Below are 13,157 nucleotides of genomic sequence, written 5' to 3' on the forward strand. Positions count from 1 at the left end.
AAAGAAGTCATGCTTTTATTATCAGATGTAAAATTAATATTATTCGTGCTTCTTCTACTGCTGATTAGGCTGAATTCCTCCGCCATTCTGCATGATCCTCATATCTAGCGGCGGCGTTCCGTGAATATAGGCCGGGGACGGTTTAAGTTCTGGTTTTTGACCGTTAGCCCCGGGGTTTTGAACATATTCAAATGTTCCTTTTCCATCCAACGAAGCACCATTAGCCCAACGTCCTGTGCTACTTTCTTCACCTTCAGAGAAGTTCATAAACGAGTATGCGACATCTTGTATCTCATGTTCAGTACTGAAGGTACTCGGCACGACCGCTCCTTGCGTCTGTTCTAACTCCTCAATCGCAGCCATCCACTGGTTTTGGTGCATCTTATCTCTGGCAATTAGGAAAGAAAGCATGTCCCTGACGCCAGGGTCTGTCGTCATTTCATATAGACGAACAACTTGAAGACGTCCTTGCGACTCCGCATTCAAGTTAGCTCTGAAATCTGCTAGCATGTTGCCACTCGCAATCGTATAACGAGCATTCCATGGATACCCCGCCGCATCGTTTGGCTGAGCTCCAAGTCCGTTGACGATGGCATGTTGAGGATTCATTCCTCCGAGGACCGCCTCAACGGCAGGATCTTTTGCTCCTTGCTCCTGATCATGAGCTGGAGCGCCGTCGAGTAATTGAGCAATCATGGTGGCAATCATTTCGACATGGGCGATTTCTTCTGTACCAATATCTAAGATCATATCTTTATATTTGCTCTCTGCTCTACAGTTCCATCCTTGGAAAAGGTATTGCATCATAACGGACATTTCACCATACTGGCCGCCCAGTATTTCTTGTAATTTTTTCGCATATACTGGATCTGGCTGAGAAGGCTTGGCATTATATTGAAGTTCTTTAACGTGTGAGAACATATCATATCTCCTTTTTTAAAGTTAAACACTCTTTTTATTCTTGAGTAAAAAGAGCTCTACTATCCACTACAATATCTGCCAAGATTAAAGAGACCGCCTTTTAAATAGAAGGCGGTCTTAATACTTGTTTTATTGCATAGGAACAGGAGTGAAAAAGCCAGCCATATCCTGAACACTTTCCTGTGGTGCAGGCATTAAAGGATAGTATCCTTTTTGCACCATGTACTGCCATGTTTCATAAGCATGGCGATTACTATTCAGAAATGCCTTTTCTAAAAAGTGGCGCAAGTCAGGATTGGCACACTCAACGGCTGCAGCGCCGTAGTTTTTTGCTGAGCCTTTTTGATTTAACAGGTAAGCTGTAGCAATCTCCCTATCGTTATGCGTTTGTATCTCTGTTCGTGGTTGACCAGGCTGAAAAGGTACGGTTCCAGTTGTAAAGTCAGAAAGCTTTCTAACCGGTTGATCCGGCTGGAATTTATTAATGTCTGGAGTTGTTTGACTTTGTAAAAATTCAACCTTTAAGTTGTAATCTGCTACATGTAACGGAAATTGACGTGTGAGCATATCCTTAAGCTCTGGGTCCTGTGCCTGTTGAATAAATCCTGCCATACAACCAATTGTGTTATAGCAGCCCATCGTTAATTCTGTTAAGTCATGTAGTTCATGTGAAGCTAACTGCATGTTTTCTTCCCCCTCAATGATTTTTCAAAAGCACAAGCTTATTCTGTACAATTATTATCGAATAAAACATGATCCCTTATTTTACTAACCTAGCCGCTTTTATCCTTGCCCTAGCAAGAGTGTAATGTAGTCGCCAAAATGGGACAGGCATAATAAGCTATGTAACGAGGAAAACCAAACTCTGCCCTCATCCGTTAGCAACTAACTGTACACCCATTATCCCTCCATCAATCTAAATTAAACAAAGCAATTAAGCTAAGAGGAATGAGGAAAATAATGTACTCCTAGTCAATTTTCAAAGGACTCCTATCATTATAAAAAGCAGCCCCCCACCTGGAGACTGCTCAACTGCTCTGTCTGACTTTTGTTGTTAAAATCCCTTAAACTTCTTCCGATCTTTTTTTAAAAATATCCTTAAGTTATTTCTGGAATGAAACGATTGATATGGGAGTCCAATTCTTTTTTATATTGTTCTAAATCAGGTGCTTTCTTCACATTGAAGCAGGCAAACGTTTCGATCGATTTCATCCCGGTGTATTTGTGGATAAGATGTAAGTGGAAGAGGATCTCTTCCACATTTCTTCCCTCAAAAAACTTCGAAGGATCGTTAAATGCTGAACGCGGGGCATTCCACGTTGTTGAGAACATATATCTCTTCCCATCCAACAATCCACCCGTTCCGTAATCACCTTGGTTCCCTTCGAAAAATACACCATACTCATGAACTGTATCAAAATATTTCTTAAAAAGTGCGGGAACACTATAGCAATAGATGGGGGTTTGGTAAATCACGATATCCGCCCACTTTACCTTCCCTTGTTCCTTTTTCACATTGTAGCCTTCTTGGATCACGGTTGTTTGGATCTCATATTTCTGCTTTAACTTTTCAACCATATAATTAAAAAGTGTTTGATTGAGATCTCCTTTTGAATGGTTATAATGTTCGTGTCCATTAATGATAAGTATGTTCACGCCTATCCCCCAAGCACATTTAGGTAGCTGCTTTATTCATACCCCATTATGTCACTTCCTAATAATAACAAGCATGCTCCTTTGAGGAACATGCTTGTTATTATTGATCGAGAGCTTTTCCTGCAAGCATCCTGATTACGGCATCGTCCATTGGTGGATTATGAAGTCCTGCACGTACATCTCGATAGTACTTTTCAAATGGCTGCTGTTTAGAAAGCCCCCGTCCGCCAGCAATCCGCATCGCTAAATCAACGACTTCATTTGCTGTGTTCGTAACAGCAAGCTTCACTGCAGCAAGATCTGCCCCCATTTCTGATCGCTTCTCTGGTTCCTCATCCCATTTTCTCGCCGTTGCGTACATAAAGCTATGAGCCTGCATAAGTTTCCATTCCATCTCACCAACCTTATCTCTAATGTGTCCTACTTCTGAGATCGTCGTATCAAGACTATTCGGCTGGAAGGTGGTTGCAAATTCAATGCTTTTATTTCTTGCCGCTACAGCAATCCCCAGATAACAAGCAGGTATATGCAGCAACCAGCCTTTCGGAGAAGGCTTTACTTCCCCTTTTAGTTCTACTAAATCATTCTCACTTACTTCTACCTCCTCAAGGACTAAATCATCACTTTCCGTGCCTCGCATCCCTAACGTATCCCACGTCTTATCAACATGAAGACCAGGCTGATGCCGATCCACTAAAAACCAGCCAACATTATCTAAGTCTTCAACATAGGCAGACACAATATAATAATCGAGATGATCCGCCATTGAGGCAAAAGTTTTTCTTCCTGACAACACGTACCGATCATTCCGTCTCACTGCTGTTGTTTCAGGAACTCCCCCTCTTGTCGGGCTTCCTGTTGCTGCCTCTGATGCAATGCGATTCACGACCTTTTGCTCGTTTGCTACCTCATATGCTAATCGCTCAAAAGCTTCTTCTTTCCAAGGGTTATCCTCACTTAGTTCCATCATAATCCCAAGGTGCCACCCCATCGATAAAGCGGTTGATCCATCACCTTCCGCAATGGTTTCTTGTAATAATAGAAATTCATATAGGGATAGATCTTCTCCACCATACTTAGCAGGTAAACTAAGAGATGGATATTTCTCTTGCTTGATTACTTTTAATGTTTGATCAGAAAAGGCAGCATCCCGATCCGTTTCCATCACATGGGAACGAGCTTCATCAGCAATGATGGAGGCTTTCTCAATAAGCCGACGCTGTCTCTCGTTTTTCACCAATGACTGTAATAAATCATTCACTACACTCACTCCCTCATTCCATCGTTCTTAAATCATACTAAATGAGTCGGCTTTATGCGAATCATTTTGTTTGAATGTTTATTAGAGTCTCCTCATAAGCTCTTATAAAACAAGCTCTTTACAAAACTATTACAAACTGACTACGTATTTAAAGGAAATCGGAGTTGTGGCTAATAAATTTCATGTAACAAGCATATATTCAATATAATCGGAAAATTTAGAGTTTGCTGTTTTTTTAGAACGTTGGTACGATTAGCAGTACTTATCTAGACACCCTGCCCTATGACTGAGGCACCACATCACATCTTAATACTTAAGTTTTAATAAATCCAAGGAGGTCAATATGAAGAAAAAATTATTATCAATTATTATGATTGCATTATCCGTATTACTATTAGCAGCTTGTGGATCTGAGGAAACCAACAGCAGCGGCGATAGCGGAGATTCCGCCCTTGCTAAAGTCAAGGATCAAGGCTATGTTACTGTTGGCTTTGCTAACGAAGCACCTTATGCCTATAAAGAGGGCGATGAACTTAAAGGTGTCGCAGTTGAAATTGCTAAAGCAGCCTTTGCAAATATGGGAGTAGACGAGGTTAGAGGGGAAATCGCGGAATGGAAACAACTCATTCCAGGTGTGAAGACAGGGAAATTTGATGTTATTACTGCTGCGATGGCCATTTTGCCAAACCGCTGCGAGCAGGTAGACTTCGCTATGCCAGGTATTAAATATGGTGAAGGTATGGTTGTAGAAAAAGGCAACCCTCAAGGTTTAACTAGTTATGCAGATATTGCTAGTAATGAAGATGTAACGGTTGCTGTTATGTCAGGTGCAACTGAAGTTGACTTTCTGAAAAGTGCGGGTGTAAGTGAGGGACAGATCGAAACTTATCCTGACATTGCTGCTACACTTGACGCCGTTAAAACAGGCCGTGCTCAAGCTACCACAGCAACTGAGTTAACTGTTAAGAAAGCAATGAAATCAACAGGTGGAGATTCATTAGAGTATGTGGAAGATTTCCAACAACCCGATGTAGATGGAGTTCCGAGTTATGGAGCAGCTGCCTTCGAACAAGATGCTGATGACCTTCGTGAAGCATATAATGAGGAGCTTGCGAAAATGAAAGAGAGCGGTGAGCTTGCAGAGATTGTTAATTCCGTAGAATTCTTCGGCGACGGTAATCTCATCACAGAAGACATAACAGTTGAAGAGCTTTGTAAAGGGTAAATAAAGAATCTGAAAGGCACCCGACTTCGGGTGCCTTTTTTAACAACAAAAGCGCAACTGTTTTGAAATCAAAAAGAAAGGGTGAGCTCAGATTAGCAACTATATTGATATAATACCTGTCCTATTAGAAGGGTTAGATATAACAATAACCGTATTAATCGGATCAGCTATTTTTGGCTATCTCATCGCATTCTTAGCCGGTTTCGGAAGACTTTCCAAAAACTTCATTATTCGTAACTTTACCGCGGTCTACATTGAAATATTTCGTGGCACCTCTCTTGTTGTACAATTGTTCTGGTTTTTCTATGTCCTACCAGGTCTATTAGGCATCCAACTATCCGCTTATCTTATAGGTGTGATTGTGATTGGGATGAACTATGGTGCTTATATGTCCGAAGTTGTTCGCGGCTCCATTCTGGCCGTATCTTCTGGTCAAACGGAGGCAGCAACAGCCCTGAATATGTCCCGTTTTCAGAGGATGAGGTTCGTCATCCTTCCTCAAGCCATACGCATGATGCTGCCGGAATTCGGAAATTACTTAATCCAAATGTTAAAAGCAACCTCACTCGTTTCCATTATATCGCTTTCAGATATTACGTACGTGGGCTTACTCTATCGTGATGCAAATATATCTGAAGGTGTAGCCGTATTTACGATGCTCCTCGTGATGTACTTCATCATTGCCCTGCCGCTCATCGGTTTAACACGATGGCTCGAACGCTGGGCTTCGAAAGGGGTTGCTACTGAATGACATGGGAATGGAGTACAGTTGTTGATGTTTTTCCGCACATTTTTGAAGCCATGTGGACGACCCTCGGCTTAACGATCGTCTGTTTTACGGTGGCTCTAATTGTAGGCGGTATATGGACGTTTCTGAAAAGAATAAAATTCAAGCCATTTAATTGGCTTATTAGCTTCATCATAGAGTTTATCCGTTCCACTCCACCGCTAGTACAGCTTTACTTCTTGTTTTTTGCATGGCCTTTGATTCCTTATGTCGGGGTGACGCTTGAGCCATTTACCGTTGCTGTGTTTGGACTTGGCATACACTTTAGTACGTATATTTCTGAAATTTACCGTTCAGGAATTGAAGGTGTTCCAAAAGGTCAAATAGAAGCAGCGACAGCTTTGAATTACACGACTTTTCAAAAATGGACAAAAGTTATTTTACCGCAGGCTATTCCACCCGTAATTCCGATGCTTGGAAACTATTTAATTATCATGTTCAAAGAAATTCCATTGACTATAGTCGTTGGAGTTGCTGGCATGTTAACAGCAGCTGAAGTATATGGGGTCAATAATTTCGAATACTTAGAACCCTACACACTTGTTGCCTTTTTCTTCCTGGCGATGAGTTACCCGTCAGCTCTATTTGTGCAGTGGCTTGAACGTAAGTTGAACAAACGCTATGAATCCGATAACAAGAAATCAACTAAAAAAGGAGTGACGACATCATGACTCAGCCCCTTGTAGAATACAAGGATGTTCACAAATCATTTGATGATGTGGAAGTACTAAAAGGAATTGACCTTAGTGTTGCACCTGGTGAGAAACTTGCCCTGATCGGGCCGAGTGGCTCAGGCAAAACGACCATTATCCGTATGTTAATGACGCTTGAGCAGCCAACATCTGGTTACATTACCGTTGACGGTACACCACTTTGGCATAAAGAAGTCAACGGTAATCTCGTTCCGGCTGACGAAAAACACCTCCGTCAGGTTAGAGGAAATATTGGAATGGTCTTTCAACACTTTAATCTCTTTCCTCATATGACAATCTTAAAGAATTGCACTTCAGCACCTGTCAATGTATTAGGCATTCCAAAAGAAGAGGCCGAGCAACGCGCCAAAGATATGCTGACAAAGGTTGGACTTGGTGATAAGCTCGACTCCTATCCGGCCCAATTGTCTGGGGGACAGCAGCAACGAGTAGCGATTGCCCGGGCTGTTGTGATGCGTCCTAAAGTCATGCTTTTTGATGAGGTAACTTCTGCTCTCGACCCAGAAACCGTCGGGGAAGTACTTGAAGTTATAAAAGATATTGCTGATGAAGGCGAAATGGCAATGATCCTGGTTACACACGAAATGGACTTTGCCCGTGATGTGGCTGATCGGATTGTCTTTCTTGAGAGCGGAGTCATTGCCGAACAAGGACCACCGCAGCAAATCTTAGAAAATCCTGAAAGTGAACGTCTCCAGTCATTCTTGGAACGGTTTCGCTCCACAATATAAGCGTAAAATACACTTCACTCTTTTTGGTGAATTGTCAGGCTGTCGAGAAATTCTCGACAGCCTGATTTTTTCTTTCTATCCTAATTGTATTTGGGGCTACCAGAAATAATCTGGTTGACTATAATATACGAGCGAGTCGTTTCCCCGCCACCTTTCTCCTTTTTATAAGAAAACCCATCCTCAACTTTTTATTCATCAGCTTTTCATCTGTGGTTTTTGTTATACAACACATTCTGTACCATCCTCGAACTATCCCGCGTCCTGCGAGGCATGTGCCAACATGGTACGATCTTTTAAAATCCATTTAAAATGTTCTTCGACTATGACTTTACCCCTTTCGATTCTAATCTTCCCCCCTTGCCTTTTACCAATCTAAAAGAACTGAGACCTCTAAAAGTCACATTTGTTTATAAGTGTTGTTTAACCCTTTCCATTTTGGGAATTCCTAAAACAGAATGACTTGATAAACAACAGAGGAGATAAATCTATGAGAAACTATGATAAAACCCGACGTGACAAAGGATTAGATAATAGTTTGACTTTGCTGTCTGAAGGATATCAGTTTATTCCAAATAGATGCCGTCGGTTTGATTCAGATATTTTCCAAACCCATTTATTTGCGGAAAGAGTGATCTGCATGAGTGGAAAGAATGCGGCAAAAGTTTTTTATGATACGGAACGGTTTCAAAGAAAAGGCGCGGCCCCAAAAAGAATCCAAAAGACGCTGTTTGGTGAGAACGCCATCCAAACTATGGATGGCGTCGCACATGAACACCGCAAACTCCTCTTCATGTCGCTCATGACAGCTGAAAAATTGAATCTACTTGCAGAATTAACGAAACAACAATGGCAAGACAGGGTACATTCATTGGAAAAGAAGAAAAACATAGTACTATTTGATGAAGCACAAGAGGTATTATGTTCTGCAGCCTGTCAGTGGGCAGGTGTTCCTTTAAAGAAATCGGAGATAAAACAGAGAGCATCAGACTTTTCCGACATGGTGGACGCCTTTGGAGCCGTAGGGCCGAGGCATTGGCGCGGACGTAAAGCACGAGCAAGAACAGAAAAGTGGATCAGAGGGGTGATAAGCAAAGTTCGCTCTGGTAAGTTAGGTGCAACCGAAGGGACAGCGGTATATGAAATGGCCTTCCATAAGGATTTAAAAGGAAAGCCTTTGGATAGACAAATGGCAGCTGTTGAATTAATTAATGTATTGCGGCCAATTTTAGCCATTGCTACATATATTACTTTTGGCGCTTTAGCCTTACATGACAACCCACAATACCGGAGAAAAATGAAATCGGCTGATAACGACTATATCCGAATGTTTGTTCAAGAGGTTCGTCGTTATTACCCCTTTGGGCCCTTTTTGGGTGCAAGGGTACATCGGGGATTCATCTGGAATGACTGTCATTTCAATAAAGGGCAATTGGTGCTGCTTGATATCTATGGAACAAATCATGATCCGCGTCTGTGGGAAAACCCTGACACTTTCTCACCGGATCGGTTCGAGGAGTGGAATGGAAGCCTATATGATTTAATCCCACAGGGTGGCGGTGATTACTACAAAGGGCATCGGTGCCCTGGAGAATGGGCAACTATCAAGGCTATGAGCGCAAGCATGGATTTCTTAGTAAATCATATCGATTATGACGTCTCCCCTCGTCAAGATTTGAGCTACAGTTTGGTAAGAATGCCATCGCTCCCTAAAAGTAAATTCGTAATAAGAAAGGTTAAACCAAAAGCCTGATTAACCATAAAACCTGCCTCTGGATTAGCAGGTCACTGATAAAGCCTGTGTATAGTAAAAAAGAAGATGACCCACTCCATTATTGAATAGCCGAGCGTGTTTAGGGACTGTCAATAATTTTGTGTAAATAACCATATACCTCTTCTTGTAGCTGCTGTTACTCGTTAAACATTTCTGCTATTTCAGACCTTGCTTGATCAAAACCAATGTGGCAACGTGTTGCGAAACGCTGGTTGTATTCTTCGAACTGAGTGACGAGAAATCGGTCCAGTGATTCTTCATTGGGGAACTGCTCTTTGCGCTTGCTGTATTTCTTGATCTTCTTATTGAAGGACTCGATTAAATTGGTGGAGTAGATACTCTTTCGAATGGACTTGGGGAAGTCATAAAACGTGAAAAGATCCTGGTTATCGCTAAGGGATTGAGTGACCTTCGCATATGATTTCTTCCACTTCTCTATAAATGCTTCCATCGCTTCCTCAGCCTTCTCTTTATTATCCGCACGGTAAAGGGTCTTCAGGTCTTCACATATTTCTTTTCGATCTGAAACACGGACTTTATGGGCGATATTACGGGAAACATGGACGAAACAGGTTTGGTACTTGGCCTTGGGGAACACCGAATAAATGCTTTCTTTGATCCCTTTTAATCCATCCGAAATAAAAAGGAGCACCTCCTCAACACCACGAGCTTGAATATCCTCAATTAACTCTTTCCAAACGTACGCAGATTCGGTTGGAGCAATCGTGTAAGCGAGCACCTCTTTAGATCCGTCTTCCCGAATTCCAACGGCAATATAGACAGCTTCCTTGGATACGGTATCTCGCTTGACGGGAAGAAAGGTCGCATCTAAATAAACGCATACGTAACGCTTGGATAAAGTTCGTTGGCGAAATGCTTCTACTTCTTCGCCGATCGCTTTGGTCATGTTTGAAATCGTTTGGGGCGTATAATGGTGGCCATACATTCGTTCAATCAAATTGGATACTTCGGACATGGTGACACCCTTTTGGAACATATGTATGACGAAGGACTCCAGGGTATCGTTGGTGCGCTTATAAGGAGCCACTGTTTGTTGTTTGAACTCTCCATTTCGATCACGAGGGATGGAGATCTCAAGCTCACCATACTCGGTTTTTAAGGTACGGGAATAAGAGCCGTTGCGAGAGTTTCCGGTATGAAAGCCTAGACGATCATACTTTTCGTAGTCTAAGAAGGCTGTCAATTCCGTTTGAAGCAGCGTATTCACCGCGCTTTCCAGGTGGCTGCGAAAGATTTCCGATATATCCTCTTTTTTCACTAGAGCTTGTATAATATCTGATGTAAAATGATCCATAAGGGAAGACCTCTTTTCTTTGGATTGGTTGTGGTGACTTAATTCTACAAGAAAAGGTCTTCCTTTTTCTATTTGGAAAGAATTCTATTTACACAAAATATTTTACACTCTCCGTGTTTATACAGAAATTCTATCAATTTAAATAAACTCACTATATAATGGAATACCTATAAAAATTGATCTCTTATCACAGGATTCAGCTATCACGATCTAATATGGCGGCTCCGTTCCTCTTGATGACCATAAGGGGTCGGGGGAACGGCGAGACTCCCGTGGGAACACCAGACTTGGCGAGACCCCGGGGAGGAACGACCGGGGAGACTCGGCGTTCGCCCACGGAAAGAGCGAGTCGTTTCCCAGCCACCTTTCTCTTTTTTATAACGGAACCCACCAAGAGAGCACAGATATACATGTTTTCACTCATCAGCTTGTCTATCTGAGGTCTTTGTACACAAAAAATCATACGGCCATTTCATACATAACAAAAATGCCAAATACATTTCCTTATAGAAATGAACAAACGTCACTTTTTCAGTGGCCTCTGGATCAAAGGCTGGTTTTTATTCATTTATCGATTTATAATCTACATCCACGTCTTACTTACGAGCATATTTACAAATGCATCAACCTGCGGAAGAGATCTTATTCCTTCTTTAAGACAAACCCACGTCTCTCTGGCTAAAGGCTTTCCTTCCCATTCTAACGGAATGTGCGGCAGCTCTAAAAGATCATCTGTCGCTATGCTCCTAGGCAGGACTGTCATTCCTAGACCTCTTTTCATTAACTGCTTTGCTGTTTCAAATTGATCCACTTTGATCGTGCGCCGTATTCGCAATTTTGTTTGATTCATTATCCAGCTCTCAACTAGTTTTTGATATTCAGCATCTGTTTTAAATTCAATAAACGGCCGTACAACATCACCAGCAACCTTTTTTGTGTCAAACAGGTAGAGCGGGTCACTGAACAGGTGGCTGCACGTATAGTCCGCGAGTGGTTCACCTCGAACGATACAAACATGGAAGTCTGCTGCAGACTGACGTATTTCCTCACTTACCCCTGTAATTAAATCTATGGTTACGTGAGGGTAAGCTTTTGTATAGTCTTCTAGAATGATAGGAAGGTTATGTTGACTCACAAGTGACGATACCCCAAGTGACAACGTCCCTCCCACTTTTCCTTTTGACTCCATGAGCTCATTATGTAACCGTGTTTCTTGTGAGAGCATTTTTTCTGCATGTTTGATAATTTGCTCTCCTGCTGCCGTAAGGATTAATTGCTTCGGGGTTCTAACAAAAATGTTCACTCCAAAGTAGTCTTCTATATATTTAAGTCTTTGGGTGATAGCAGGTTGTGATATAAGAACCTTTTTGGCGGTTGAACGAATTGTTTTATATTTGCACAATTGCAATAGTAATCGATAATCTTCAATCTTCATAACACATGCCCCCTATATAAGTTTTTGTTATCACTTTTCATTCTAAAACAATATTATACTTATTTCTTGAATTAGGATAGGATAAAAGTAGTTCAAAGAGGCGGGGTGATTGCATGAGTCAAATGAACACATATAAGCTTTTGGCTGGCTACTTTTTATACGAATGCGGAAGGGCAATGTATTTCGTGCTCGTCACGTGGTTTCTTTTTCAATGGACTAGGGACGCCTTATTTACCGGATTATTTGTAAGCCTCGGATTCGTCCCTGGACTTTTTTCGAATTTAGTCTTTGGTGTACTTGTAGATCAGCATAACCGCAAACGGCTTGCGAATATTGCTGGTGCAGTAAGTCTAGCCGTTTTAACTGTACTCCTTTTTCCTTTTGTTTACGGTTGGATCAATCCTTGGTGGATTATCGTTACACATATGATTCTGCAAACTACGGGTTCATTGTTCCGCCCCTCCCTTCAAGCTTTAGCTGCGGAGGTGTTTGATCACAAAGAGTTGCCAAGAGTTTTCTCGTTATCCGGATCAGCTACGATTTCTGGAAGTTTGTCAGGTGCAGCTTTAGGCGGGGTTTTCTCAAGTATATTTCCTATGCCCTTATCGCTCAGCATTGTGCTCACCTTTTACCTTGGAGCCTTTATTTCCATTTTAATCATGCATTATACCCCATCATCTCAACGTCAAAACTTGAAGAAGCAGCACTTCCTCACTGAAATGATGGGAGGATTTACCTATTTAAAAAATCACAAAATGCTCCACGGACTGTTTATGATGATGATGCTCGGCCAACTCACATTCCACACGACGTTAGGCTTTCTTTCTGTCTATACTAGCGCTTATTTAAATCATTCAGCTATAGTATATGGATTTCTTGATGTTACTTTTTCTGTTGGAGGAATTACAGCGGGACTTTTAGGGACATGGTGGTGGATGCGAATGAAAAACCAGCTGGCCATTTGGTCGTTGGCCACCGTCGGCCTTGGGCTATTCCTTTTAGGTATAACTCAAAGTGTATTTACTGCTTTTATCGGTGTGCTTTTTGTTGGTTTAGGAACGTCTTTTATAAGAGCTTTACTTCAGTCTGTTCAACAAATAGCGACCGATCAGGAGTATCACGGCCGGATGTCAAGCTTTCGGATGCTATGTAATCAAACATCTGTGGTCATTACAGGGCCTTTGTTTGGCATTATGGCCTCATCACTTGGTGCCAATACAGTATTTTTAGCACTTCTTGTTCCTGTCAGTTTCGGATTTATTTGGTCTATCTACCAATCTAGGCATCCCCTGTTCGTAGAAATTACAAAACGAAAAGTGGCATAACAATAAGGTATGTCCTT

General features: G+C 41.8%; 12 protein-coding genes. 6 read left to right on the forward strand and 6 right to left on the reverse strand.

Annotated elements, in window-relative coordinates:
* Positions 1-54: 54 nt before the first annotated feature.
* The 4 genes from MUO15_RS12140 to MUO15_RS12155 form a co-directional block, all read right to left on the reverse strand.
* The gene (locus MUO15_RS12140) at positions 55-921 is read right to left on the reverse strand and encodes a manganese catalase (RefSeq protein ID WP_245029542.1); all 867 of its coding nucleotides are present in this window, start codon (positions 919-921) and stop codon (positions 55-57) included.
* A gap of 129 nt (positions 922-1,050) precedes the next feature.
* Entirely contained in the window at positions 1,051-1,605 is a 555-nt protein-coding gene (locus tag MUO15_RS12145) for a spore coat protein (RefSeq protein ID WP_245029543.1), read from the reverse strand.
* Between the two features lie 414 nt (positions 1,606-2,019).
* Entirely contained in the window at positions 2,020-2,577 is a 558-nt protein-coding gene (locus tag MUO15_RS12150; protein WP_396266227.1) for an NAD(P)H-dependent oxidoreductase, read from the reverse strand.
* Between the two features lie 100 nt (positions 2,578-2,677).
* Complete coding sequence (locus MUO15_RS12155; RefSeq protein WP_245029544.1) at positions 2,678-3,838, reverse strand: acyl-CoA dehydrogenase family protein; 1,161 nt, start codon at positions 3,836-3,838, stop codon at positions 2,678-2,680.
* Between the two features lie 343 nt (positions 3,839-4,181).
* Here MUO15_RS12155 and ehuB point away from each other — a divergent pair, with 343 nt between their 5' ends.
* From ehuB to MUO15_RS12180, 5 genes are all read left to right on the forward strand, one after another.
* Positions 4,182-5,063 (forward strand): ectoine/hydroxyectoine ABC transporter substrate-binding protein EhuB, encoded by an 882-nt coding sequence (gene ehuB / locus MUO15_RS12160; RefSeq protein ID WP_245029545.1) that lies wholly within the window; start codon positions 4,182-4,184, stop codon positions 5,061-5,063.
* Positions 5,064-5,175: 112 nt separating this feature from the next.
* A complete protein-coding gene (gene ehuC / locus MUO15_RS12165; RefSeq protein ID WP_318036231.1) occupies positions 5,176-5,814 on the forward strand; it encodes an ectoine/hydroxyectoine ABC transporter permease subunit EhuC in 639 nt (212 codons plus the stop codon).
* On the forward strand, positions 5,811-6,521 hold the full coding sequence (gene ehuD, locus MUO15_RS12170) for an ectoine/hydroxyectoine ABC transporter permease subunit EhuD (RefSeq protein ID WP_245029546.1): 711 nt from the start codon (positions 5,811-5,813) through the stop codon (positions 6,519-6,521). The genes ehuC and ehuD overlap by 4 nt, the downstream gene beginning before the upstream one ends.
* Positions 6,518-7,294, forward strand: a complete 777-nt coding sequence (ehuA, locus tag MUO15_RS12175; protein ID WP_245029547.1) for an ectoine/hydroxyectoine ABC transporter ATP-binding protein EhuA — start codon at positions 6,518-6,520, stop codon at positions 7,292-7,294. Before ehuD ends, ehuA begins: the two co-directional genes overlap by 4 nt.
* Before the next feature lie 487 nt (positions 7,295-7,781).
* Complete coding sequence (locus tag MUO15_RS12180; RefSeq protein ID WP_245029548.1) at positions 7,782-9,044, forward strand: CYP152 family fatty-acid peroxygenase CypC; 1,263 nt, start codon at positions 7,782-7,784, stop codon at positions 9,042-9,044.
* 157 nt (positions 9,045-9,201) lie between these two features.
* On the opposite strand, the gene MUO15_RS12185 is transcribed toward MUO15_RS12180, so the two are convergent.
* On the reverse strand, positions 9,202-10,380 hold the full coding sequence (locus MUO15_RS12185; protein WP_245029549.1) for an IS256 family transposase: 1,179 nt from the start codon (positions 10,378-10,380) through the stop codon (positions 9,202-9,204).
* Positions 10,381-10,963: 583 nt separating this feature from the next.
* Positions 10,964-11,815 (reverse strand): LysR family transcriptional regulator, encoded by an 852-nt coding sequence (locus MUO15_RS12190; protein WP_245029550.1) that lies wholly within the window; start codon positions 11,813-11,815, stop codon positions 10,964-10,966.
* A gap of 113 nt (positions 11,816-11,928) precedes the next feature.
* Between MUO15_RS12190 and MUO15_RS12195 the strand changes: the two genes are divergently transcribed.
* The gene (locus MUO15_RS12195) at positions 11,929-13,140 is read left to right on the forward strand and encodes an MFS transporter (RefSeq protein WP_245029551.1); all 1,212 of its coding nucleotides are present in this window, start codon (positions 11,929-11,931) and stop codon (positions 13,138-13,140) included.
* Positions 13,141-13,157: the final 17 nt, after the last annotated feature.

The sequence above is a fragment of the Halobacillus amylolyticus genome, assembly GCF_022921115.1.
Classification (GTDB): Bacteria; Bacillota; Bacilli; order Bacillales; family Halobacillaceae; genus Halobacillus_A; species Halobacillus_A amylolyticus.

Bases quoted from the DNA above. Each gene is read 5' to 3' on its own strand.
- MUO15_RS12140 (WP_245029542.1), bottom strand. From the start codon at position 921: ATGTTCTCACACGTTAAAGAACTTCAATATAATGCCAAGCCTTCTCAG.
- MUO15_RS12145 (WP_245029543.1), bottom strand. From the start codon at position 1,605: ATGCAGTTAGCTTCACATGAACTACATGACTTAACAGAATTAACGATG.
- ehuB (WP_245029545.1), top strand. From the start codon at position 4,182: ATGAAGAAAAAATTATTATCAATTATTATGATTGCATTATCCGTATTA.
- ehuD (WP_245029546.1), top strand. From the start codon at position 5,811: ATGACATGGGAATGGAGTACAGTTGTTGATGTTTTTCCGCACATTTTT.
- ehuA (WP_245029547.1), top strand. From the start codon at position 6,518: ATGACTCAGCCCCTTGTAGAATACAAGGATGTTCACAAATCATTTGAT.
- MUO15_RS12180 (WP_245029548.1), top strand. From the start codon at position 7,782: ATGAGAAACTATGATAAAACCCGACGTGACAAAGGATTAGATAATAGT.
- MUO15_RS12185 (WP_245029549.1), bottom strand. From the start codon at position 10,380: ATGGATCATTTTACATCAGATATTATACAAGCTCTAGTGAAAAAAGAG.
- MUO15_RS12190 (WP_245029550.1), bottom strand. From the start codon at position 11,815: ATGAAGATTGAAGATTATCGATTACTATTGCAATTGTGCAAATATAAA.
- MUO15_RS12195 (WP_245029551.1), top strand. From the start codon at position 11,929: ATGAGTCAAATGAACACATATAAGCTTTTGGCTGGCTACTTTTTATAC.